Origin of the sequence: Motilimonas thetidivivens, assembly GCF_046452435.1 — a bacterium.
GTDB lineage: Bacteria > Pseudomonadota > Gammaproteobacteria > Enterobacterales > CBDFNC01 > Motilimonas.
Window position 1 is genome coordinate 17,138 of sequence record NZ_JBKFDK010000024.1, and the last position, 24,429, is coordinate 41,566.

Sequence of the window (24,429 nt, forward strand, 5' to 3'; positions counted from 1 at the left end):
GAGAACCACAGGGTCTATAAATGAGAAGAGCAGTCATCACAGGTATCGGTGTTATTTCCAGTATTGGTAACAATAAAGAGGAAGTACTTGCTTCATTACAAAACGGCAAGTCCGGTATTCGTTTTTCTGAGCAATTTGCCGAGTTTAACTTACGTAGTCAGGTGTGGGGTGCACTGAATATTGTGCCTAAAGAACACATTGACCGTAAAATCATGCGTTTTATGGGTGATGCAGCAGGGTTTGCTTACCTAGCAATGGAACAAGCCATTGCTGATGCCAACCTTTCTGAAGCAGACGTTTCTAATGAGCGCACTGGATTAGTCGTTGGCTCAGGTGGGGGCTCATCTGAGAACCAAGTTGAAGCCGCGGATATCTTGCGTAACAAAGGTGTTAAACGAGTTGGCCCATACATGGTACCTCGCACCATGGCGAGTACCACTTCAGCTTGTTTGGCTACGCCGTTTAAGATCAAAGGTGTTAACTACTCAATTAGCTCAGCTTGTGCAACCAGTGCCCACTGTATTGGTAATGCCCTTGAGTTGATTCAATTAGGTAAACAAGACATCGTTTTTGCTGGTGGAGCAGAAGAGCTACACTGGACACTGGCGATGGAATTTGATGCCATGGGCGCGCTGTCGACCAAGTACAATGAAACCCCTGAAAAAGCGTCACGTACGTATGATGCGAATCGTGATGGTTTCGTTATTTCAGGCGGTGGCGGTATGGTCGTGGTTGAAGAATACGAACATGCAGTTGCCCGTGGTGCTAAAATCTACGCTGAAATCGTAGGTTACGGCGCAACATCTGATGGTTACGACATGGTTGCACCATCGGGCGAAGGTGCTGTGCGTTGTATGAAGCAAGCCATGGCAACGGTCAATGGTGAGATTGATTACCTCAATACCCATGGTACTTCTACGCCAGTAGGTGATGTACGTGAACTTGAAGCTATTCGCGAAGTCTTTGGTGATAACGCACCTAAAATCAGTGCAACTAAGGCCATGACAGGCCACGCTTTGGGCGCAGCGGGTGTTCACGAAGCTATTTACAGCCTATTAATGGTTGAAAATAAGTTTATTGCACCAAGCATTAACATTGAGCAAGCCGACGAAAAAGCAGAAGGCTTGCCAATTGTGAGAAATCAAGCTGAACCAGCCGAGCTTAAGACAGTGATGTCAAACAGCTTTGGTTTTGGCGGCACGAACGCAACCTTAGTTTTCCAAAAAGTTTAAGCTAAGTAAAAGCGTTTATCGTTAGAGCAGGGAGCTATCTCTGCTCTTTTTTGTTTCTGGCGGTTAGCAATGAGCTTGTCCATTTAAGCCGTTTATGAAACTTAAGTTTGTTTAGGCAAAATTAATCCCAAGATGAAAATATTCCTCGACTCAAATATCCCCTTTGCTAAAGAAATGTTCAGTGATCTCGGTGAACTGCATTTCTTTGAAGGTCGCAAAGTAACGGCGGATCAGTTAGCCGATGCCGATGTGCTCTTGGTTCGCTCTATCACCCAGGTTAATCAAGACTTATTGGGCCAAAATACTCGTTTGCAGTTTGTTGGTACCGCGACTATCGGCATGGATCATATTGATAAAGCGTACTTAGCATCCCGTGATATTCCTTTTGTGAGCGCCCCTGGTTGCAATAAGGAGTCGGTTGCGCAATATGTCGTCAGTGCCATTTTGGTTCACGCCGAAAAGCATCTGATAAACCTACAAGGGAAAACCGTGGGTATTGTCGGGGCAGGGAATACCGGCAGTGCGGTGTGGCAAAAACTCACCGCATTGGGAATGAAGTGCTATTTGTGTGATCCTCTACTTGAGCAAGCCGGCGACAGTCGCCAGTTTGTTGATATGAAAACCATCATGGAATGTGATTTTATTAGTTTGCATGTACCGCTGACCACACAAGGAGAGTTTGCCACTAAGCATTTATTCGATCAGCAGCGCCTACGCCAATTGAATCATGAGCAAGTATTAATCAATACTTCAAGGGGCGGCGTGATAGATAATCAAGCCTTGCTTGAACGAGTCGAAACCGGATGCTTACCCACCCTGATCTTAGATGTGTGGGAAAATGAGCCAGAAATCGAAACCCAGCTGCTCCCCTATACCGCTATTGCGACGCCCCATATTGCGGGTTATAGCCTAGAAGGCAAAGCCAATGGTACCGACGTTTTATATCAGGCTTTGTGCCAACACCTAGGGCAACCAACCAAGAAGAAAGTGACCGATTATTTGCCTAAGGCGGTGGTGGATAATATTCAAATCAATGCTGAGCTTAACCAAAACCTCGTTAAATCCTTGGTGCATTTAGTTTACGATGTGCGCCGTGATGACCATATTATGCGAGCGGAAATTAATCAGCCAAATGGGTTTGACTTGATGCGTAAGCATTACCGTGAGCGTCGTGAGTTTTCAACCTTAACCGTGTCTTTGGGCGAGAACCAAGAAGCACATCTATTAGCTGCACTTGGTTTTACCATCGCTGACTAAAACTGAAATTTGATAGAGAGATAAAATGGAACGTTTAATTAATATTGCTGTATTAGGCGCTACCGGTACGGTTGGCAATGCAGTGGTAGAGCAGCTGGAAGAGCGTGAATACCCAGTAAATCAATTATTCTTGCTAGGCTCTGAAAACAGTGACGGTGAAACGTTAATGTTTAAAGGTAAACGTCACAGAGTGAGACTGGCACAAAATTTCGATTGGACGCAGGTTGAAATTGCTATCTTTTGTGCTGGAAATGAAGCAGCCTTAACGTATATTGACGATGCTAAAGCGGCAGGCTGTTTAGTTATTGATAGTTCATCGGCGTTTGCTAATGAGCCAGATGTTGCTCAAGTTGTCCCTGAGATTAACGCTGGCGCTTTAGCCCAGATTCAACAATCACGGATTGTAGTTAGCCCATCGAGTGCGGTTATCGCTGCCAGCTTAGTGCTCAAATCGATTCAAGACGAAGTTGGATTGAGTAAGGTTAATATCACCACTTACCAGTCGGTTTCATCTGCGGGTAAAAAAGGCGTTGCAGCCTTGGCTGGACAAACCGCCAAGTTACTTAATGCTAAGCCGGTTGAGGCAGATTTTTTTAGCGAACAAATCGCTTTTAATTGCTTACCCTTGGCAGGCAAGTTAAATGAAAATGGCTACAGCCAAGATGAGATGTTAATAGCAAGTCAATTACCTTTGGTGTTAAACGATCCAGAGGTAGACGTTATTCCTAGCTGCGTTATTGTGCCGGTGTTTCATGGAATGTCAGCCGTGCTGCATGTAGAAACACGTTATCCACTCGAAATTAATGAAATTACAGCCATGATCCGTGATAGCCAAGGGGTTGAGCTGGTGGAGCAAGATGATGAGCTGGCAACTTGTGTTGGCCATGCACTAGGGCAGGATACCGTGTATGTCGATCGTGTGCGTAAAAATTTGGCCAATGAAAATGGCATACAGCTTTGGTTCGCTATCGACAATGTAAGAAAAGGCAGCGCGACTAACCTAGTGCAAATTGCAGAGCAAATTGGTCAGTTTTACCTGTAGTTTCGCCCGCAAATATTTGTTAAAGCACTCGTTTCTATACAAATACCCGCTACTGACTAAGTAAAGAAGTAGCAAAATAGGGGGCTGGATCTCAATTCTAGTCCCTGTATCCCATCCCCTTTCTTTTGTAACTAGATTAGCCAGCAATGCTGGTTTATAGTGATGAGTTATTGAATAAGTATATGCGCCACGTGCGTCATATTTGCTGGGTTTTTGAGCAAATCAAAATGAAGGATTAAACATGGGACGTTCTATTTCCCGCGCAGCAATAGCTTTACCGTTATTACTTGCTGCGAGCAATATTGTTGCTGAAGAAGATGTATTTAAAGATGCCCCCGGTTTTTATGTTGAATTAACAGGACCGAACGGCGAAACGAAACAAGAGATTCGTAGCGTTGAAAATACGCCGACAGTGAAAGCCGTCAATACTGGAGCTAGATCAGGAACCTACGGCCCGCTGAAATCATCTGACACCATGTGGTCAATTGCGAGTAAAACTCGACCGAATAATAGTGTGTCCGTCCATCAAATGATGACCGCTATTTTCAACAAAAACCCGCAAGCCTTTTTAAATAACGATATCAACCGATTAGTTAATGGTGCCGTCCTTTCGATTCCAACCCTAGCCGAAATTCAAGGGATTGATAAAGACGCAGCAAAACAGAAGTTTATTGCTGATACTCAGCCAGCTAAAGTGGCGACTAAAGCCACTCCCGCGCCAACGCCTGCGCCAACAGTTGCGCCAACGGTTGCCCCTACTGCAGTACCAAGCATTGCACCTGAGGTAGCACCGGAAGCGCCGGTTGAAACAGCGAATACAGCAAAAGAAGTTGCCCCTAAAGAGGCGGTCGCTCCTGCTCGCTCAACGGAGCTTGATGAGCTAAAAACCCAACTTGACGACTCTAACCAACAGCTACTACAAGTTGCCGAATCGAATCAACGAATGAAGATGAAGCTAGAAGCTTTATCGACTGATTTAGATAGCTTGAAAACTCAGCTACAAGAAGATTCGAAAGTTCAGCTAGAAATTAAAGAGCTACTGTCGCAACAATTGGCCAATAATACGCCAGCCCAAGCGCAAGCGGAAGAGCAAGCTGAGTCAGATGATTTACTGAAACTACTCACTTCTAGCTGGCTCTACTTGGGTGCTGTTATCGCATTGCCAATTCTTATCATCTTGGTGATCATTTCATTCTGGCTACGTGCTAAAACGAAACGCGAAGCAGAAGAGCAAGAGCAAGAAATCGCCACTTCAACCAGCGCCTTAATGGAAGAGAAGAGCGAATATGATGATTTACTAGCTGGTGAACAAGCTGACGATGAGCCTGTGGTTAAACCAGAGGAGCCTCAGTTTTCGTTAGATGATGATCTAAAAGCTGATGAGCTGACCAATGCTAACCTTGCCTCTGATGATATCAATCTGATGAGCGAAATCGATTTAGACAGTGACAATGACGAGCCTCGTGACACTGGTCTAGATTTGGATTTTGATAGCAAGGATAACGAAGCTGATATCAGTGCTGAACTCGACATGTTGGCTGAACAAACAAGCGATGCAGACAGCTTCGACTTTGATTTCAATGCTGCGGAAGCTGAAGCTGAAGACGAAACTGAAAAGCCTGTAGAGTTAGAAGACGAAGACTTATTTGCTAGCACCGACGTATCAAGTGAGCTAGCTCTTGATGATGCAAATGAGCCAGAAATAGACTTTAGCAACAGCGTAGCCGACCTTGAGGTTGAGCCAGAGCCGGTTGCAGAGTCAAACTCAGATGACATACTTAGTGCTGAAGATCTCGCCAATATCGAATTTGAAGAAGCAGACGATTCACTGTTTGAACTTCAAGAAGAAAATCATCTGGTTCAAGATGAAGAGATGATTGTTGAGCTTGATGATGAAGATGACATCTTACTTGATGAGTTATCACCAAGTGCGATGGATGATGATTTAGTGGCCGACCTTGCTTCAACTGCCGAGCCAAAAGGGGCAACTGACCTTGAAGAATTTGACTTTAACATGTCAGAAACTCCAGAGTCAGAGCCAGATACAGCCCTTGATTTTGACACTAGCAAAGACACCTTGGCTGAGCTAGATGACAGCATAGATGACATTGCTGATTTAACTTTGGATGCGAATGAATCTAGTCAAGATGGCTCTGACATTAACGATCTAGATTGGGATTTCGCCGAAATTGATACGGTAGATGAACCTGCAGACAGTGCTGAAATTACCGAAGTTGATGATATTGAAGACACGGATCTACTTGCGAGCCAGTTAGGTGAAATCGCCTTTAATGAGCCAACCGAGCCGGTTGAAGTACCGAAAGCGGCTGATGTATCCGATGACTATATCGATATCGAGCGCCTACTTGAAGAAAGTGGTGACGAGTCAAATGATGAGCCGTACCAAGGTGCGAATTTTGACATCGGCTTGGATGAGTTCCCAGATGTATTACCTGAAACAGGTGGCATCGATGTTGATATTGATGAAGGTGGCATAGGTCAAAAACTTGATTTAGCGCGCGCTTACCTTGAAATTGACGATAAAGAAGGTGCCAAGAGCATTCTTGAAGAAATTCAAGGTCAAGGCTCAGAGGATCAAATCGCCGAAATTACCAAGCTACTCAATCGTCTTGGTTAATTAGCGCTAGATTTAGCAATAACCAGCAAAAGGGAGCCTAAGGCTCCCTTTTTTATGGGCTAGACCGATTCCATCTTTAATCGGTTTGGGTATAATTGCCACTTTTTAAGAGGGCATCAAGCATTATGCATATTGCATTGGGTATCGAATACAATGGTGCGGCCTACTATGGCTGGCAAAAACAAGTTGAAGTCGATACGGTACAAGACCGATTAGAAGCGGCCTTGAGCTTGGTTGCCAATGAAAAAATAGATACATTTTGTGCTGGGCGCACCGATGCGGGCGTACATGCTACGGGCCAAGTTGTTCATTTTACTACTTCAGCTATTCGCAATGAACGCGCTTGGACGCTTGGCGTTAATGCAAATCTTCCCGATGATATTGCCGTGGCTTGGGTTAAAGAAGTACCTGACACTTTTCACGCTCGCTTTTCAGCAACCGCGCGCCGCTATCGCTACATCATAGATAATTCCAACCTTCGCAGCGCGATCTTAAGCCAAGGGTTGAGCCATTATCATGAGCCGCTGGATGAAAAGCGCATGCACCAAGCAGCTCAGTGTTTGGTTGGCGAGCATGACTTTACTTCGTTTCGTGCTAAGCATTGCCAGGCGCATTCTCCTTGTCGACATATTCACCATATCCGTATCACTCGCCAAGGCCCCTATATCATCATTGATATTAAAGCTAACGCCTTTTTACACCATATGGTGCGCAATATTACGGGAAGCCTGATTGAAATAGGTAAAGGTAAACAGCCGATTGAATGGATAACTTACCTGTTAGAGCAAAAAGATCGCAGCATTGCCGCTGCGACTGCGAAAGCGGGCGGATTATACCTTGTCGATGTTGATTACCCAGCTGAGTTTGATTTACCTCACCACCATATTGGTCCTTTGTTTATTGATAATGCATAAGAGCACTTGATGATCCCAAATTCTTTACCTGCTTGGCTTGCTCACCTTGAGCAACTACATCCTAGTGAAATTGAGCTGGGTCTTACTCGCGTTAAACAAGTTGCTGAGCACCTGAGCTTAACGCAATTTGATGATGCAAAAGTGGTGCTGGTGGGCGGCACCAACGGCAAGGGAACGACTTGCGCAATTTTGGAATCTATCTTGATGCAAGCGGGCTACCGGGTTGGCGTCTATTGCTCACCGCATCTGATTCGTTATACCGAGCGCGTGCGAGTTGACGGTGATGAGTTATCCGAGCAGCAGCACTGTGATGCCTTTACTGTGATAGAGCAGGGTCGCGGCGATACCGCGCTTACTTATTTTGAGTTTGGCACCTTGGCAGCCCTGCAATTACTCAAACAAGCAAAATGCGATGTGATTTTATTAGAAGTGGGTTTAGGTGGACGCCTTGATGCCACAAATATTGTTGAGCCTGATGTTTCCGTCGTTACGACGATAGACATAGATCATGTCGAATGGCTGGGTAATAACCGTGAAGATGTTAGCTATGAAAAAGCAGGTATTTTCCGTTCGAACAAACCCGCTATCTGTGGTGATTATGACACGCCTCAACGTTTGATTGACCATGCCAATCGCATTGAAGCCAATTTATTGCTAGCGAACCAAGCTTTCACCATGCAGCTTCATAATGATAGCTGGGATTGGCAAATGGGCGAAAAGCGGTTAACGGGGTTGCCAGTTATGGCATTGCCTGTGCAAAATGCCTCTACCGCATTAGCAACACTTGAACAGTTAGCCCTAAACGTAAGTACGGCTCATATCGAACAAGGCTTACGCGAGGCAAAATTAGCTGGGCGCATGCAAGTTATTCAAACCTCGCCCACGGTGATTTTAGATGTAGCCCATAACCCACACTCGGCAGGGTATTTAGTTGAGCAACTAAAAGCCAAACACAAGGGCCCCATTAGCGCCGTCGTTGGTATGCTCAAAGACAAAGACATTAAGGCGACATTGGCTAAATTTGATGGTTTAGTTAGCCGCTGGTATTTGGCTGACCTCACGGGGCCGCGGGCGGCGAGTGCTGAGCTATTGGCTCAATACACGCCATCAGATTCAACCCAAGTATTTAAAAACGTTGAACTTGCTTATGAGCAAGCGATTGCTGACAGTGAGGCACAGGCAGTGGTAATTGTGTTCGGCTCGTTTTACACTGTAGCGGAAATTATCGATAGACAACAAAAAGGTTAGCGTGTGGCCACTCAGTTTCAAAATCGGTTAGTTGGAACCATTATTCTTGTCGCGTTAGCGGTACTGTTTTTACCCAGTTTATTGGATGGTCAAAAAGAGACCTATCGGGAAGAATTTGTTGCCATTCCTATCGCGCCTGAGATGGTTGAGCAAACGCAGCAGCAGCCTTTTCAAGTGCCTAGCGACGTGACCGAGCAAGATAGCAATTTTACTATTGAAACCTTGCCGGATGCGGTCATCATTAGCGCTAACGATGCAGCTGAACAGCCGACTGATAATGGCGTAAAAGCCATAGATGAAAGTGCTAAACCGAATGAAGAGCCAGTCGTTGCTGCTGCTCAAGAAGCCGTTACGGCTTCGTCTGAGCCTGCAGTGTTAGTGACTCCCGAGCCGATTAAGGTGGTCACGGCTAAACCGGTTGAAGCGAGCAAACCTACGCCTGCACCTGTCATTAAGGTTGCTGAGAAGCCTAAGCCCACGCCAAAACCAAAACCAGTTGAAGTCGCCAAAGTAGAGCCTAAACCCATAGCCGAGCCGATTAAAGCTGGTGTCATCAAGCCGGTAGCACCTGTTGCGAAAGTGGAGTTTAAAGACGCGGCTTGGACAATTCAGCTTGGTGCATTTAGAAATGCGACAAACGTAAAAGCACTGGTGAAAAAACTACGTCAAGCCGGGCATTCTGTTTATACCATTCCTGCTGTGGTCACAGAAACGGGAATTAATAAGGTCTATGTCGGCCCAGATGTTTCGGCACAGAAGTTAGAACAAAAGCTGCCGGCATTGAAACAGTTGACCAATTTGAATGGGCGAGTGATTGCTTACACCCCACAGAGTTAAGTGTGATCTGATGCCATTTTTTGCAAGCAATTTGTTAGCAAGGGTGGTAGAATCGCGGCGATTTTTAACTAGGCTGCTACAACAAAGCAGCCACGTTTGGGTAAATTAATGGTCTGGATAGATTACGTCATACTTGGCATTATTAGCTTATCAGCGATTATTAGCTTAGTGCGAGGGTTTGTAAAAGAAGCTTTCTCTCTCGCCAGCTGGTTTGCCGCCTTCTTTGTTGCCAGCCAATTTTATACCGACCTTGCTACCTTACTGCCCAATATCAACGATCCCCTGATCCGTAACGCCGCCGCTATCGCGATTCTATTTATTGTTACCCTGATTTTAGGTGCATTGGTTAACTATATCATTAGCCAACTCGTCACTAAAACCGGCCTATCAGGGACCGATCGTGTACTGGGTATTTGTTTTGGTGCTATTCGCGGCGCCTTGATTGTAAGTGCAATTTTGTTTTTTATGGATTCGTTTACCGCCTTTCCATCTACACCTTGGTGGCAAACGTCAACCTTAATACCCGAATTTGGCATCGTCATTGAATGGTTCTTTGACTATGTAAAAGCGTCATCCAGTTTTTTAAACCGCCCCTAAAAATACAAGGACAAGAGACATGTGTGGTATTGTCGGCATCGTTGGATCTACCCCTGTTAACCAAAGCATCTATGATGCGCTTACTGTGCTTCAGCACAGAGGTCAGGATGCAGCAGGCATTGTGACTATTTCAGAAGGTAACTTTAAGCAACGTAAAGCCAATGGTTTGGTCAAAGATGTGTTTGAATCAAAACATATGCAGCGCCTTAAAGGAAATATCGGTATCGGCCATGTGCGCTATCCTACCGCAGGCAGTTCAAGTGCAGCTGAAGCTCAGCCGTTTTACGTGAACTTCCCTTATGGTATGGCTTTAGCCCACAACGGTAATTTGACCAATGCGCCTGAGCTAGCTGAAATATCGACTCGCTCGCGTCGTCATATTAATACAACGTCAGACTCAGAGACTTTGCTGAATGTATTGGCTCATGAGTTAGCGCGTGTAGACAAAGACCAACTTAACTCCGAAGACATTTTTACCGCGGTTGCTAAAGTACATCAGCAGGCGCGCGGTGCTTATGCAGTGGTGTCGATTCTAAATGGTCATGGTCTGATTGCGTTTCGTGATCCAAATGGTATTCGTCCTTTGGTTTTAGGTAAGCGTGAAGCTGAAGATGGCCAAATGGAATACATGGTGGCGTCAGAAAGTGTGGCACTGGATGCGATTGGCTTTGAATTCATTCGCGATGTATTACCGGGTGAAGCGATTTTTGTAACCGAGCAAGGTGAGCTGTTCACTAAGCAATGTGCTAAAGAGCCAAACTATTGCCCATGTATTTTTGAATACGTGTACTTTGCACGTCCCGATTCAACCATAGATAATATCTCTGTTTATGGTGCGCGTTTAGAAATGGGTAAAACCTTAGGCGATAAAATCAAGCGTGAATGGGATGATCTAGACATAGACGTGGTTATTCCTATCCCTGAAACATCGTGTGATGTGGCACTGCAAATCGCGCTGCAATTGGATTTACCGTACCGCCAAGGTTTTGTTAAAAACCGCTACATTGGCCGTACCTTTATCATGCCGGGTCAAACTCAACGTCGTAAATCGGTGCGCCGTAAACTGAATGCGATTGATGCAGAATTCGCAGGTAAGAACGTATTATTGGTAGATGATTCTATCGTACGCGGTACCACCAGTGAGCAAATCGTTGAAATGGCACGCGAAGCAGGTGCGAAGAAGGTTTACTTTGCTTCTGCGGCGCCTGAAATCCGTTTCCCGAACGTCTATGGTATTGATATGCCAACGGCAAACGAATTGATCGCTCATGGCCGTGATGTTGACCAAATTTGTCAAAGCATCGGTGCTGATGGTCTGATTTTCCAAGATCTAAAAGACTTGGTGAAAGCCGTATCGGTGCAAAATCCTGACATTACCCAATTTGAAACCTCGGTATTCAACGGTGAATATGTAACCAAAGACATAGATCAAGATTACCTTGATTACCTGAATAACTTACGTAGCGATGATGCCAAGGAGCTGCGTGAGCAAAAGGAAGAGATCGCCAACTTAGAAATGCATAACGAAGGTGCGTAGGCTAAGTTAACATGAGGAGTTGTGATTATTCGTTATGACTCGTTATGGGCAATAGTTAAAAGGTATCGTTAAGATATAAAAAGGGTTGCTTCGGCAACCCTTTTTTTGCGCAATGTTGGCGTCACAATCAAGGCATATTGCTAAACAAAACTCGGGCCAAATCCGACCGACCATAAAATCACTGTGCTTGCTAGGATTGCCACCAGCAACACTAACCCGACCGTAACCACCGAGCTTGCAAAGATAAAGCCTTGCTCTTCAGGGATGTGCATTAAAATAGGCACGCCTGTGTAAAGTAAGTAAATGGACCAAGCTAATCCCGCAAACCCCACTAGCATCATAAACCAAGGTGAAGGATATAGGGCAGAAAAGCCCACCATGAATAAGGGGGTGGCAGTGTAAGCAGCCAGCTCAAGGGCATGAATAAAATTGGGCTCGGCGCCAAAGGTTCGACTCATCCAGTTAGTTAAGTACGCTAGCGCGAATACCCCGACGACTAGGGCAAAGTAGGTCGCAATACTCATTAGCGCGGCACTACCTGTTGATAAGAAAATAGGCTCACCGACGCCAATTCGCCAACCGATATAGGCAGTGGAATAAAACATGCAGACACTTGGTACTAATGCAATCAATAAGATATGACTCAAACTAGAGCTGATGCTTTCATGGTTGCGATCAATGGTATGCCATTCAGTCTTGGGGTGTGCATATAACCCCCAAATATGGTTCAGTATCATAATTCGTCCCTCTTGCAAATAAATCGGTGCGTACTGCAATAACTGAGCTCCAACGCTGCAAGTCGCTAAATCATCTCAACGTTGACATTATGGCACTACGTCGTAACCCATAAATGTAGATCAAATGTAAAAGTTACATTTTCGCAACATCTACATAGAGCTAACTTTAGTCGAGGATTGCGGGTTGAGCCAAATTAGAACAAAAAATAGACAGGGGGGCGGCGGTTTAAAAAGCTTGGTTGATAAGCTGCTTGCCGGCAGGGTTTACCACTAACATACTGCCTTGCTCGTACCAGTCGCCTAGAACAATACGGGTAGCGGGCTGATTATCGAGGTTAAAGCCATGTATGGCAGGCCGATGGGTATGGCCATGGATCATTAAATTGACGTTATAGTGCTTGCAATCGGCAATGACTTGAGTAGGGCAAACATCCATGATTTCTTTGCGGTGCTGTTGTTTGTATTTACTTTGGGCACGGCTATTAGTACGGATTTTGTTGCCAATATGAGCTCTAACAAACTTGGGCAGAGCTAGAAATAGCCAGCGCAGCCAGGGTTTATAAACCCATTTACGATAATTTTGATAGGCCTCATCTTGAGTGCATAGGGTGTCACCATGCAAGAGTAGGGCGGGCTCACCGTAGAGCTGGATCACGCAGTATTCAGGTAAAATTTGCATCTTGCATTGGCGAGCATAGCGCTCCCCCAGCATGAAATCACGATTACCATGAATAAAATAACAAGGCACACCGGCGTCAACTAAGGTAGATAGCGCCTTAGCAACGTCCATGGTTAGGGGAGATTGAATATCATCCCCTAACCACACTTCAAACAGATCACCTAAGATATACAAGGCATCAGCCTCTTTTGCGTCATTGGCTAAAAAACGAAGAAACAGCGCCGTAATATCAGGACGATTCTCGGTTAGGTGCAAATCAGCAATAAAATAAGTGACCATAATTTAAAGGGACGCTTATTCAGCAATGGTCGCTTTGGTGATCACGACTTCTTCTAGCGGTACATCTTGGTGCATACCGTAGTTGCCGGTAGATACGCCTTTAATCGCTTCTACCACGTCCATGCCTTCCACTACTTTACCAAATACACAGTAACCCCAGCCTTGTGTGGTTTCAGATTTGAAATCCAAGAAGGTATTGTTGTTTACGTTGATAAAGAACTGAGCGGATGCAGAGTGAGGATCCATAGTGCGCGCCATGGCAATGGTACCGGTCTGGTTCGAAAGGCCATTGTTCGCTTCGTTTTTGATTGGTGCACGCGTTTGCTTTTCATCCATGCCCGATGCAAAACCACCGCCTTGAACCATAAAGCCATCAATAACGCGATGAAAGATAGTGCCATCGTAGTGACCTTCTTTTACGTATTGAGCAAAGTTTTCGGCCGTTACAGGAGCCTTCTCATAGTCGAGTTCGATTTTGATATCGCCGTGGTTCGTTGTTAACGTGATCATGTTATTACCTAACTTAGTGTTATATGTGGTGGTTATACCCAACTACTTGACGCTGCAGATAGGTGGTAAGGGAGAGCCCTATGAGCATAGAAAAACTATGTGATAAGGGTGAACACACTTAGCCAATACAGCTGCATCGTCAAATAGAAAGGCATATTCTAACCTAAGCCAAGCGGAGGGAAAACCATTGACGTAGTCGCAATCATGGTAAAAAGGCCAGTAATAGGTGAATTTCCCCTTAGCAAACGTTAGAATGCGCTTTTTTACCCCACAGTTAAGTATCGAGGAACAGATGCTCAAGATTTACAACACATTGACACGTCAAAAAGAGGAATTTAAACCTTTAACCGCCGGCAAAGTTGGCATGTATGTGTGTGGGGTTACCATTTACGATTACTGTCATATCGGCCATGGCCGCACTTTCGTTGCCTTTGACATCGTGGCTCGTTACCTGCGTTACGCAGGTTATGATTTGACCTTTGTTCGCAATATCACCGATGTTGACGACAAGATAATCAAACGTGCTAATGAAAATAACGAAAGCTGTGACGAGTTAACCGCTCGCTTTACTCAGGCTATGCACGAGGATTTCGACGCGCTTAATATCAGCCGCCCTGATTTTGAACCTCGCGTGACCAATCACATGGACGATGTGATAGAGATGATCGAAAAGCTTATCGCCAAAGAGCATGCTTATGTTTCCGATACCGGCGATGTCTTATTCTCGGTCGGCTCATTTGCTGATTATGGCAAGTTAAGCCAACAAAACCTCGATATGTTGCAAGCAGGTGCGCGCGTAGAGGTTGAGCAAAGTAAACACAACCCACTGGACTTCGTATTGTGGAAAATGTCCAAGCCAGGTGAGCCAAGCTGGGAATCGCCATGGGGCGCAGGTCGTCCGGGCTGGCACATTGAATGTAGTGCTATGAACAACAAGATCTTAGGTGAAGTATTTGATATTCATGGCGGCGGCTCGGATTTAGCCTTTCCACACCATGAAAATGAAATTGCCCAATCTTGTTGTGCTCATCACGGTAAATACGTGAATACTTGGATGCACTCAGGCATGGTACAAGTGGACAAGGTGAAAATGTCCAAATCACTGAATAATTTTTTCACCATCCGCGATGTGTTAGCTGAATATGACGCCGAGTCGGTGCGCTACTTCTTGCTATCTGGTCACTACCGTAGCCAATTAAACTACAGTGAAGATAACTTAAAACAGGCGCGGGCATCGCTAGAGCGTTTATACACGGCGCTACGCGGTATTACAGCATCACAAGCGCCCATAGACAGTGAACATGCGCTGCAGTTTAAACAAGCCATGGACGATGACTTTAATACACCAGAGGCATTACCTGTGTTGTTTGAACTGGCTAAAGAAATTAACAAAGCCAAAGAACAGGACATGGAAAAAGCCCAATCACTGGCTGCTGAACTATTGAAATACGCTCAAGTGCTGGGTTTACTGTATCAAGATCCTGAGCAGTTTTTACAAGGCGGTGAGTCTGATGACGAAGTCGCTATCATCGAAGCCTTGATTAAACAACGCAACGATGCACGAGCGGCAAAAGATTGGGCTAGTGCAGATGATGCGCGTGATAAACTTAACGCAATGAATATCGTGTTAGAAGACAGCGCGGCAGGTACAACTTGGCGTAAAGCATAACAGAATAAGTTATCGCATTAACAAAAGCGGAGGCCTTGGCCTCCGTTTTTATTTGCAATTGGTTACAACGTTTAAACAACTCAAATCAGTGATTTAAACCCATGATGCAGCGGATTTATTGATCAAACGACTCGCAAGCTTCTAACGTATTTTCAATCAGGGTCGCCACTGTCATAGGGCCTACACCACCCGGTACTGGGGTGAGGAATGCCGCATGTTGCTTAGCCACTTCGAATTCGACATCACCAACCAATTTACCGTTCTCAAGGCGGTTAATACCCACATCAATCACGGTGGCACCTTGTTTCACCCATTCACCAGGAATAAAGTTAGGTTTACCTACGCCCACCACTAACAGGTCTGCTTGGCGCACATGGTGCTCTAGGTCTTTAGTGAAACGGTGACAACAGGTTACAGTACAGCCCGCTAACAGTAGCTCTAACATCATAGGACGGCCAACAATATTTGATGCGCCAACAACAACGGCATGCATGCCGTGCGGATCTTGTTGGGTGGTTTCAAATAACGTCATGATCCCTTTGGGTGTGCAAGGACGCAATTGAGGAATACGCTGGGCAAGGCGGCCAACATTATAAGGGTGGAAGCCATCAACGTCTTTATCGGGACGAATGCGTTCGATGATCTGAGTTGAATCAAGCCCTTGTGGCAAAGGAAGTTGAACTAAAATGCCATCTACTTCGGCGTCGTCATTCAAGCTATCAATTAAAGATAATAGCTCTTGCTGTGAAGTGGTTGCAGGTAAGTCGTAGGACTTAGACACAAAACCAACTTCTTCACAGGCGCGGCGTTTACTACCAACATAAACCTGAGAAGCAGGATCTAAACCCACCAATACCACAGCTAAGCCTGGTGCTCGTTTGCCTTGCGCTAAACGCTGTTGTACTTTTTCAGCTACATTTGTTCTTATTTGTTTAGCGATGGCCGTTCCGTCAATTATTTGCGCAGACATTGATTTTGCTACTCTTTTATTGTCATTAAAACTGCTTATATTGTGGCAGAACAAAGAAAGCTTGTCAGCCAATTAGTATAAGGCTTGTGCAGGGCGAACAACATTTGAGCAAACAACAAATTTTTTAAAGAAAGTGTTTGACCAACCGCAATCAACTCAGTAATATCCCGCCCCGTTGTCAGGCACTAAGCGGATGCAAAGCCTAGCGCTTACAATGTGCGCCCTTAGCTCAGCTGGATAGAGCAACGGCCTTCTAAGCCGTAGGTCGAAGGTTCGAATCCTTCAGGGTGCGCCATTTTACTTTGAATAAATATTCAAAAAAATGGTTAGAGATATAGCGGCGGATGTAGCTCAGTTGGTAGAGCCCCGGATTGTGATTCCGGTTGTCGCGGGTTCAATCCCCGTCATTCGCCCCATCTTCTTCAAGAAGATAAAATGCGGAAGTGGTGAAATTGGTAGACACGCTAGATTTAGGTTCTAGTGCCGCAAGGTGTGAGAGTTCAAGTCTCTCCTTCCGCACCATTTAACGTCAATGAGTTGGACAGACGTTAACTTGCTCGATAAGCAAGCCTCCAAGCAAGATTTAGTTCGGTGATTAGCGCAGCCTGGTAGCGCATCTGGTTTGGGACCAGAGGGTCGGGAGTTCGAATCTCTCATCACCGACCAGTTTTAGTGGCGGATGTAGCTCAGTTGGTAGAGCCCCGGATTGTGATTCCGGTTGTCGCGGGTTCAATCCCCGTCATTCGCCCCATCTTTCCTAGATAATGATCCATCCTTAAAGATATTTCGTTATTAAAGACATCGGTGATTAGCGCAGCCTGGTAGCGCATCTGGTTTGGGACCAGAGGGTCGGGAGTTCGAATCTCTCATCACCGACCACTTTTCCAAGTTTGTCTTTCAAGCGAAGCTTGAGGTCGGGAGTTCACTAATTCGAAGTACGCTCATCACCGACCACTTTTCCAAGTTCGTCTTTCAAGCAAAGCTTGAGGTCGGGAGTTCACTAATTCGAAGTACGCTCATCACCGACCACTTATTTAAGTTTGGCTTTCAAGCAAAGCTTGAGGTCGTGAGTTCACTAATTCAAAGTTCACTCATCACCAACCAAATTAACAAAAAAAGCGCTCAATGAGCGTTTTTTTTGTATCCGCATTCTAGTACAGATTTCGATAAACTTGCTCTTTGGATGCTTCTATTTATAAGCTCATTCGGGCATATAAATTTCAAATCTTCATTTTACTCAAACTTCTCAGATGGTTAACACTGACACACCTTGTGACCAAGTTGAAATTACTAATCTGATTCTTCATCGTTGGTATTAACTCATTTTGATACTCGAAAAAAGCTGCAACAGACGTGTCTAAATATTCACAGAGATGAGTGACAACCACCCAGGTTAAGTCTTAGCCAAGTTATCGCATTTTTGTAAGGTGCTACCGGTATGCTTGTGGGCAATGTGCTTGCTTGTTTCTGGCAAATTTGTTTGCCATTAGTGATGGTTCATCTTTCGGATGTAGCGCTTAAGGTGAGAGCACTAAACGTTTTTATGGCGGTAAAGGCGTTGCCGTAACAGAAATGCGTGGTTAAGTGCTGTTTTTTTGCAGTATTTATTTATACTTATTTTATCATTAGGTACAGGTAGCTGATTGACTAAGCGCACTGAGTGTTGAGTGGGTTACCAATCCAATAAAGGGAATACATAGCAATGCTTTTTCGAACTGAGGCAGGCTGGTCAGAAAAACTGGGTGTGACGTTAACCTCTAACGGCGCCAATTTTTGTGTTTATGCGCGTTTAGCCTATGAAGTGGAGCTGTTGTTTTTTGATCATGAAGAAGACCAAGAAGCCTCTCATGTATTTCGTTTGTCGAGTGAAGAAAATAGAACTGCTTATTACTGGCATATCTTTATCGAAGGCGTGAAGCCGGGGCAGTTATATGGCTATCGTGTTCATGGTCCATATCGCCCTTACGAGGGGACGGCTTTTGACAGCGAAAAGGTACTCCTCGATCCTTACGGTATTTTGGTTGCTAAGGGGAAAAATTACGACCGACACTTAGCGGCGAAACCCGGCTGTAATGAAGCCCATTGTTTAAAAAGCGTGGTGGCCGATATCAAAGATTATGATTGGGAAGGGGATCAACACCCTCGGCATACCTTTAGTAAAACCGTGATTTATGAAATGCATGTGGCGGGCTTTACTCGTCATCCTAGCTCAGGGGTTAGCGAGGATAAAAAAGGTACTTATGCCGGATTAATCGAAAAAATACCGTATCTTAAAGAGCTTGGCGTTACCGCTGTGGAGCTGCTGCCGGTTTATCAGTTTGATGAAAATGAACATCATGCCGGCTTGTCGAACTATTGGGGCTATAGCCCCATTTCATTTTTTGCTCCGCACCGTGGTTATAGTTCAGATCAGTCTATATTAGGCCCGCTTAATGAATTTCGTGATATGGTCAAGGCCATGCATAAGGCCGATATCGAGGTCATTTTGGATGTGGTTTATAACCACACTGCAGAAGGTGGGGTAGGCGGCCCAACGCTCTGTTTTCGTGGTTTTGATAATGAAAACTACTATATCCTTTCGAAAAACAAACAAGATTACATGAACTTCAGTGGCTGTGGTAACACCTTTAACGGTACGCATTCCGTTTGCAGGCGTTTGATTATCGACAGTTTGCATTTTTGGGTGGAAGAAATGCATGTGGATGGCTTTCGTTTCGATCTGGCGTCGATTTTATCCCGCGATGAAGAGGGGATGCCGATGGTTAGCCCTCCTACCTTATATAGTATTGATACGGATCCGGCTTTGTCGTCAACGAAGTTGATTGCCGAAGCATGGGATGCGGGTGGCTTATATCAAGTGGGCAACCTCGCAGGGCAACGTTGGCGGGAGTGGAATGGTCAGTTTAGAGATGACGTTCGACGCTTTATTCGCGGTGATGAAGGCATGGTCAACAAGTTTGCTAACCGCCTGATAGGTAGCCCAGATATTTATGGCCATCATCTTCTTGAGCCAGAAAAAACCATTAATTTTGTCACCTGTCATGACGGTTTTACGCTCCTTGATCTCGTTAGTTATAACGAAAAGCAAAACTGGGCCAATGGCGAAGAAAACCGCGACGGCAGTAATGATAACTTCTCGTGGAATCATGGTGTTGAAGGTGAAACCGATGATGAGGAGATAAATGCACTGCGCTGGAGACAGGTAAAGAATTTATTAACCACCACCTTGTTATCGCTAGGTACGCCGATGATTTTAATGGGCGACGAAGTGGGGCGCACGCAAAAAGGGAATAACAATGGTTATTGTCAGGACAACGAAGATTTTTGGTTTGATTGGGACTTGCTTGAAAAGAATAAAGACCTGTTTGAGTTCTCTAAAGCCCTAATTAATCTTCGTGTGGAACAAGCTAGGCCTGATTTTGCTAATGCCAATCGTTTACCTTTGAATGAGGTGTTACAGAGATCCGATATTCGTTGGCATGGTACTCAACTTAATCAACCGGATTGGGGCCCAGCCTCACGCAGTATTGCAATAGAAACAACGCCATTTGGTCAAGATTATGGCATGTATGCCATTTTTAATGCCTATTGGGAGCCTTTAGAATTTGAGTTGCCTATTCCCAAACGCGGTTTTTGGACTCGTTTTATTGATACTTCTTTGCCTTCTCCTCATGACATTCTGCCGTTGAGTAGCAGCAAGCGTACGGTGAAAGAAAGGTATATTGCTGAGCCGCGTAGTGTGGTTATTTTGATCAGTTAGGCTTAGATGTTAGTAGTTGAGATAATTTCATGAAATTTAGAAATCGATTAATGCTTTCTTATCTCTCAGTGGTGATATTCGCATTACTCATTCTGTTTGCGGGTTTCTATTATTTCTTGGATTTAAAGGCCAATGCCGATCGCTTAGTCAATTATCATCTCGTTGAAATTAATCACTCTAATGCCGTTAACTTGTTGGTGCAAAGAGCTAAATCAAATACCCGAGAAGCAAGATTACAGCATTTACGCCGTGATTTTAAAGCTAAAAAATACGCCGGGGATGAGGTGCGCTTTGCGTTATCACGTTTACATTTTCAGCAGCAGGACTGGCAGCATGATTTAGAGCAAACCCGCCATGGCACGTTTGCGCCAGGGGATGTTGATTCAGAGCTGCAACAGCCTATTTGGCAATTTATTGACAGCACTTTTCGTTTACTGTCATTAATGGAGCAAGCTGCGCCGGATTTCATGAGTGAGCAAGACGAGTTTGCATCGGCTTACGAGGTGTGGCTAACCCAATCTCGCGAGTTACAAGCGTTACTTCAGCAGCGGGTTGAAATGGCCACTGAGGCCATTGAGCGCAGTGGGGACGATTTCAATAAGCAGCTAGGCGATGCCCAGCGGGCATTTTTAATTGCGATCACCTTATTGATTGTTTACACCTTGTATATGTCTTTAAGGGCCAGTCAACGTTTGGCTACCCCCTTAGCACAGCTAAACGATTATGCTTTGGCGCTCTCCAACTTTAACTTCTCAGCTAAACCAGCCAAATACCATAGCCAAGAATTTAATCAGCTAAGTGATGCATTGGCTTTTCTCGCCGCTGAAATAGAACATAAACAGCAACAAATGGAACAAGAAATCGAGCAGCGAAAACACTCAGAGTTAACTGCTCAGCGTTTATCAGATTTTAATCAGACCATCTTAAATGGCATGGCCGATGCGATGTTTGGCATCGACAAACAAGGGCAAATTAGTTTCATTAACAACGCCGCGTTAACCCTGCTTAGGGTGAGCCCAAGTCAGTTATTACACAAACCTTATAACCAAGTATTATCTTTTATCGACCTTGACGATAAAGCAAATAAAGCGAATCAACATATAGATGATATTATTTATCGTCATTGCGATGCTTCCCCGCGCACGGTGGCCAAACTGGATACGCCTACTGGCATGGTGCTGTATATCGATTACGAGGCAACCGAGTTATTACAAGATGGCAGCTTTGCTGGTGTGGTTGTGGTGTTTCGTGATTACAGCAGTAAGTTTAATTTAGAGCAGGAGTTAAAGCTTACGGGGCAAGTGTTTGATACCTTGTCAGAGGCCATTATGGTGACAGATAATCGTAAGCGCTGCATCAAGGTGAATCCTGCGTTTACCCTTATCACGGGGTTAACTTCGGATGAAGTGATTGGCAAAGAGCCCGATTGTATCTTTACCTCACACCACACCCCATTGTTTTATAAGACCCTATGGCATCATCTATACAACGAAGGCAGTTGGCAGGGGGAAATTTGGTCTAAACGTGAAAATGGCGAGATTTTTCCTGCTTGGGTTAAAATCAGTGTCATCAAACATCACGCCGAAATTACCCATCATGTGATCACTTTCTTTGATATTTCCGAGCAAAAAGAAGTCGAACAAAAAGTGAAGTTTCTTTCGATGCGCGACCCATTAACTGGGATCCCAAATCGTGGCTTATTCCAAAAAAGACTCAAAAATCGTCTCATCAGCGCGGCTAAATCAAATCAAAGCGTTGCGTTGGTGATTATCGATTTGAAACACTTCAAAGAGATAAATACCCAGTTTGGTTTAAAAGTCGGCGACTCCATACTGCAACAAGTGGTCAACGGGTTATCGGCTAGCTTATCAGCGAATGATACACTTGCCCGTTTAGGAGGGGATGAATTTGCGTTTTTAGCCCCTCAACTGGATCAATTTGCCTTAGAGCAAAAACTCACCCAGCTTAAAGCGGTATTTTCAGAGCCGTTTGCGGCTCAGCATGAGTCGATTCGAATTGGCGCTGCATTTGGTATTGCCGTGTTTCCTGATGATGCTGACAATGAAGAGCAACTGCTTAATGCCGCTCAATTTGCCTTGCAGCAAGCAAAATTGCACGGCAATGATTTCAGCTTTTTCCATAGAGACATGAACGTGGCGATGGAATATAAGAAAAAGCTGACAAAGGCACTTAATGTGGCCATTGCCGAAAATCAACTGCAACTCTACTATCAGCCTAAAGTGCTGCCTACCACGGGGGAAGTCACTGGGTTTGAAGCGTTAATTCGCTGGCAACATGATGAATTTGGGTTTATTCCTCCCAATGAGTTTATCCCGTTAGCCGAAGAAACAGGTTTAATTGAGCCCCTTGGCGAGTGGATTATATTTGAAGCCGCCAATCAGGCGGCCAAGTGGGTTGCGATGGGATATGAGCAGATCAAAATCGCCATTAACTTGTCACCTAAGCAATTTGTGTCTGCACGTCTTGCTCAAGTCATAGAGCAAAGTATTGAACAATCAGGCGTTAAGCCTGCCAACCTAGAACTAGAAATCACCGAAAGCATGTTGATGGAAGACGTTGAGTCGGCCATTAATGTGATGCAACAATTTAGCCTGCAGGGGATAAATATCTCCCTTGATGACTTTGGTACTGGCTACTCCTCATTAAGCTATTTAAAACGCTTCCCTATTCACACCTTAAAGATAGACCGCAGCTTTGTTGCGCAGTTGTCTCATGACAACGATGATGCAAAAATTGTCTCGACTATCATCACCATGGCGCATACATTAGGTTTACAAGTCGTAGCCGAAGGCGTTGAGACTAAAGAACAAATGGACTTTTTGAAAGGACGTAAGTGTGATTACCTACAGGGCTATTATTTCTCGGCTCCGGTGACGGCAAGCGAAGCGAATGCATTCCTACAAAAGAGCTTTGAAAGCTTAATATAAATTCTAAAAAAGTGCATAAAAATTCTATTTTGACGCTGCAGTCTGGCTTCACTTGAGATACAATCATTGCCAGCCGTATTTCTAGGGAGTAATTTGCATTGGCACAAGATACAGACGTTATTGTTAGCAGTTTTAGGCAATCAGCCCCTTATATTAATGCTCATCGCAACAAGACATTTGTTTTAATGGTCGGAGGAGAAGCGTTAGAGCATGAGAATTTTCCTGAAATAGTCAGTGATATTGCGCTGCTTAACAGCCTCGGTGTTAAATTGGTCTTAGTGTTTGGTTTTCGGCCACAAATTGATGCTGCGCTAGAAATGCAACACGTTCAAAGTCAATTTGTTGATAACCTCCGAGTGACCGATGATGTTGCACTGAACGCGGTGAAACAAGTGGTTGGTAAGCTTTTGATTGATATTCAGGCAACCTTTTCCATGGGAGTGGTTAACTCGCCGATGCAAGGTGCGCGCATCAATGTGATGTCAGGAAACTTTGTTGTTGCACAGCCGATCGGCGTGCGTGATGGAATCGATTTTTGCCACACCGGTAATATCCGTCGTATTGATACCGACAGCATTCGTTGGCAGTTAGGCCAAGGTGCGATTGTGGTGGTTCCGCCCATCGGTTATTCCGTTACTGGTGAAGCGTTTAACCTTTCCGCAGAAGAGGTGGCGACTCAAGTTGCGATTGGTTTGCAGGCCGACAAAATTATCGGTTTTTGTTCTAACCAAGGTGTGCTTGACGATAAAGACCGAGTTATTAATGAGATGCTACCGTCAGAAGCCGAGGCTAAGTTACGCACCTTGCAGGCCAGCGAAACCGATACCGGCACAGTGCGCTATTTACGGGCTGCCGTTGCTTCTTGTTATGGTGGTGTAAAACGTAGCCATTTGGTGAGCTATCAAGAAAGTGGAGCCTTGCTTAAAGAGCTATTCACCCGCGATGGTGTGGGCACTCAGATTGTCACCGAGAGTTATGAAAAGATCCGCGATGCTAACATTGACGACATCGGCGGGATTTTAGAGCTGATCCAGCCGCTGGAAGAGCGCGGTATTTTAGTAAAACGTTCTCGCGAGTTACTTGAATCAGAAATTGAGCGCTTTACCATTGTAGAGCGCGACGGCATGGTTATTGGCTGCGCCGCGTTATACCCATTTGTAGAAGAAGGGATGGCGGAATTAGCCTGTGTGGTCAGCCACCCTAAATACCGTCGCAGCAGCCGAGGTGATAGCTTGGTTAGACACATTGAAGCTCAGGCGATTAAAATGGGCTTGAACAAGGTGTTTGTGCTCACCACGCAAAGCATTCATTGGTTTCGTGAGCGCGGTTTTGTGCCTGCTGATGTTAATGACTTGCCTAATCAGAAAAAATCCATGTATAACTTTCAGCGTAATTCCAAGATATTAATTAAGACCCTTTAACCATTGCTATCATCTCCTATTTATAGCAAAACTAGTTATAGGTAGCCGTAACCACGGCAAACCAGCCCCCATGAGCATGCTTGACTCGGTGATTGGGGGCTCGCCAACACGACTGCAACTTTGATAAAGTAAGCAGCTGTGTAGGGTATTCTCA

At 45.0% G+C, this 24,429-nt stretch carries 17 protein-coding genes and 6 tRNA genes; 19 read left to right on the plus strand and 4 right to left on the minus strand.

Annotated elements, in window-relative coordinates:
• Positions 1 to 20 precede the first annotated feature (20 nt).
• The 9 genes from fabB (at position 21) to purF (ending at position 11,302) form a co-directional block, all read left to right on the plus strand.
• Positions 21 to 1,232 (plus strand): beta-ketoacyl-ACP synthase I, encoded by a 1,212-nt coding sequence (gene fabB, locus ACK8OT_RS15805; protein ID WP_410197481.1) that lies wholly within the window; start codon positions 21 to 23, stop codon positions 1,230 to 1,232.
• 132 nt (positions 1,233 to 1,364) lie between these two features.
• Positions 1,365 to 2,489 carry a 4-phosphoerythronate dehydrogenase gene (locus ACK8OT_RS15810; protein ID WP_410197482.1) on the plus strand — a complete coding sequence of 375 codons (1,125 nt, stop codon included), beginning with the start codon at positions 1,365 to 1,367 and terminating at the stop codon, positions 2,487 to 2,489.
• 25 nt (positions 2,490 to 2,514) lie between these two features.
• Entirely contained in the window at positions 2,515 to 3,531 is a 1,017-nt protein-coding gene (locus ACK8OT_RS15815) for an aspartate-semialdehyde dehydrogenase (protein WP_410197483.1), read from the plus strand.
• Positions 3,532 to 3,772: 241 nt separating this feature from the next.
• Positions 3,773 to 6,169 carry a FimV/HubP family polar landmark protein gene (locus ACK8OT_RS15820; protein WP_410197484.1) on the plus strand — a complete coding sequence of 799 codons (2,397 nt, stop codon included), beginning with the start codon at positions 3,773 to 3,775 and terminating at the stop codon, positions 6,167 to 6,169.
• Positions 6,170 to 6,294: 125 nt separating this feature from the next.
• Positions 6,295 to 7,083, plus strand: coding sequence for a tRNA pseudouridine(38-40) synthase TruA (gene truA / locus ACK8OT_RS15825; RefSeq protein ID WP_410197485.1), 789 nt, complete (start codon positions 6,295 to 6,297; stop codon positions 7,081 to 7,083).
• A 9-nt stretch (positions 7,084 to 7,092) separates the two neighbouring features.
• On the plus strand, positions 7,093 to 8,331 hold the full coding sequence (gene folC, locus ACK8OT_RS15830) for a bifunctional tetrahydrofolate synthase/dihydrofolate synthase (protein ID WP_410197486.1): 1,239 nt from the start codon (positions 7,093 to 7,095) through the stop codon (positions 8,329 to 8,331).
• 3 nt (positions 8,332 to 8,334) lie between these two features.
• Positions 8,335 to 9,168 (plus strand): cell division protein DedD, encoded by an 834-nt coding sequence (gene dedD / locus ACK8OT_RS15835; RefSeq protein WP_410197487.1) that lies wholly within the window; start codon positions 8,335 to 8,337, stop codon positions 9,166 to 9,168.
• Between the two features lie 108 nt (positions 9,169 to 9,276).
• Positions 9,277 to 9,765 carry a CvpA family protein gene (locus ACK8OT_RS15840; protein ID WP_410197521.1) on the plus strand — a complete coding sequence of 163 codons (489 nt, stop codon included), beginning with the start codon at positions 9,277 to 9,279 and terminating at the stop codon, positions 9,763 to 9,765.
• Positions 9,766 to 9,784: 19 nt separating this feature from the next.
• Complete coding sequence (purF, locus tag ACK8OT_RS15845) at positions 9,785 to 11,302, plus strand: amidophosphoribosyltransferase (protein ID WP_410197488.1); 1,518 nt, start codon at positions 9,785 to 9,787, stop codon at positions 11,300 to 11,302.
• Positions 11,303 to 11,442: 140 nt separating this feature from the next.
• Here the strand turns inward: purF and ACK8OT_RS15850 are convergent, their stop codons facing one another.
• The 3 genes from ACK8OT_RS15850 to ACK8OT_RS15860 all read right to left on the minus strand — a co-directional run bounded on the left by ACK8OT_RS15850 (position 11,443) and on the right by ACK8OT_RS15860 (position 13,507).
• The gene (locus ACK8OT_RS15850) at positions 11,443 to 12,039 is read right to left on the minus strand and encodes a Yip1 family protein (protein WP_410197489.1); all 597 of its coding nucleotides are present in this window, start codon (positions 12,037 to 12,039) and stop codon (positions 11,443 to 11,445) included.
• Between the two features lie 226 nt (positions 12,040 to 12,265).
• Positions 12,266 to 12,997, minus strand: coding sequence for a UDP-2,3-diacylglucosamine diphosphatase (lpxH, locus tag ACK8OT_RS15855; protein ID WP_410197490.1), 732 nt, complete (start codon positions 12,995 to 12,997; stop codon positions 12,266 to 12,268).
• 15 nt (positions 12,998 to 13,012) lie between these two features.
• Positions 13,013 to 13,507 (minus strand): peptidylprolyl isomerase, encoded by a 495-nt coding sequence (locus ACK8OT_RS15860; protein ID WP_410197491.1) that lies wholly within the window; start codon positions 13,505 to 13,507, stop codon positions 13,013 to 13,015.
• Between the two features lie 292 nt (positions 13,508 to 13,799).
• Here ACK8OT_RS15860 and cysS point away from each other — a divergent pair, with 292 nt between their 5' ends.
• The gene (gene cysS, locus ACK8OT_RS15865; RefSeq protein WP_410197492.1) at positions 13,800 to 15,176 is read left to right on the plus strand and encodes a cysteine--tRNA ligase; all 1,377 of its coding nucleotides are present in this window, start codon (positions 13,800 to 13,802) and stop codon (positions 15,174 to 15,176) included.
• A 115-nt stretch (positions 15,177 to 15,291) separates the two neighbouring features.
• Here the strand turns inward: cysS and folD are convergent, their stop codons facing one another.
• Positions 15,292 to 16,146, minus strand: coding sequence for a bifunctional methylenetetrahydrofolate dehydrogenase/methenyltetrahydrofolate cyclohydrolase FolD (gene folD, locus ACK8OT_RS15870; protein ID WP_410197493.1), 855 nt, complete (start codon positions 16,144 to 16,146; stop codon positions 15,292 to 15,294).
• A 218-nt stretch (positions 16,147 to 16,364) separates the two neighbouring features.
• On the opposite strand from folD, the gene ACK8OT_RS15875 reads away from it, so the two are divergent.
• The 9 genes from ACK8OT_RS15875 to argA all read left to right on the plus strand — a co-directional run bounded on the left by ACK8OT_RS15875 (position 16,365) and on the right by argA (position 24,275).
• Positions 16,365 to 16,441, plus strand: a tRNA-Arg gene (locus ACK8OT_RS15875).
• A 45-nt stretch (positions 16,442 to 16,486) separates the two neighbouring features.
• Positions 16,487 to 16,562 (plus strand) — tRNA-His (locus ACK8OT_RS15880).
• A 21-nt stretch (positions 16,563 to 16,583) separates the two neighbouring features.
• Positions 16,584 to 16,668: transfer RNA gene (locus ACK8OT_RS15885), tRNA-Leu, on the plus strand.
• A 67-nt stretch (positions 16,669 to 16,735) separates the two neighbouring features.
• Positions 16,736 to 16,812: transfer RNA gene (locus ACK8OT_RS15890), tRNA-Pro, on the plus strand.
• A 9-nt stretch (positions 16,813 to 16,821) separates the two neighbouring features.
• Positions 16,822 to 16,897 (plus strand) — tRNA-His (locus tag ACK8OT_RS15895).
• 51 nt (positions 16,898 to 16,948) lie between these two features.
• Positions 16,949 to 17,025: transfer RNA gene (locus ACK8OT_RS15900), tRNA-Pro, on the plus strand.
• A gap of 823 nt (positions 17,026 to 17,848) precedes the next feature.
• Positions 17,849 to 19,906, plus strand: a complete 2,058-nt coding sequence (gene glgX / locus ACK8OT_RS15905; RefSeq protein ID WP_410197494.1) for a glycogen debranching protein GlgX — start codon at positions 17,849 to 17,851, stop codon at positions 19,904 to 19,906.
• Positions 19,907 to 19,935: 29 nt separating this feature from the next.
• A complete protein-coding gene (locus ACK8OT_RS15910) occupies positions 19,936 to 22,854 on the plus strand; it encodes an EAL domain-containing protein (RefSeq protein WP_410197495.1) in 2,919 nt (972 codons plus the stop codon).
• A 98-nt stretch (positions 22,855 to 22,952) separates the two neighbouring features.
• Positions 22,953 to 24,275: an amino-acid N-acetyltransferase gene (gene argA / locus ACK8OT_RS15915; RefSeq protein WP_410197496.1), complete on the plus strand. Its 1,323-nt coding sequence runs from the start codon at positions 22,953 to 22,955 to the stop codon at positions 24,273 to 24,275.
• The last annotated feature ends 154 nt before the right edge of the window (positions 24,276 to 24,429 follow it).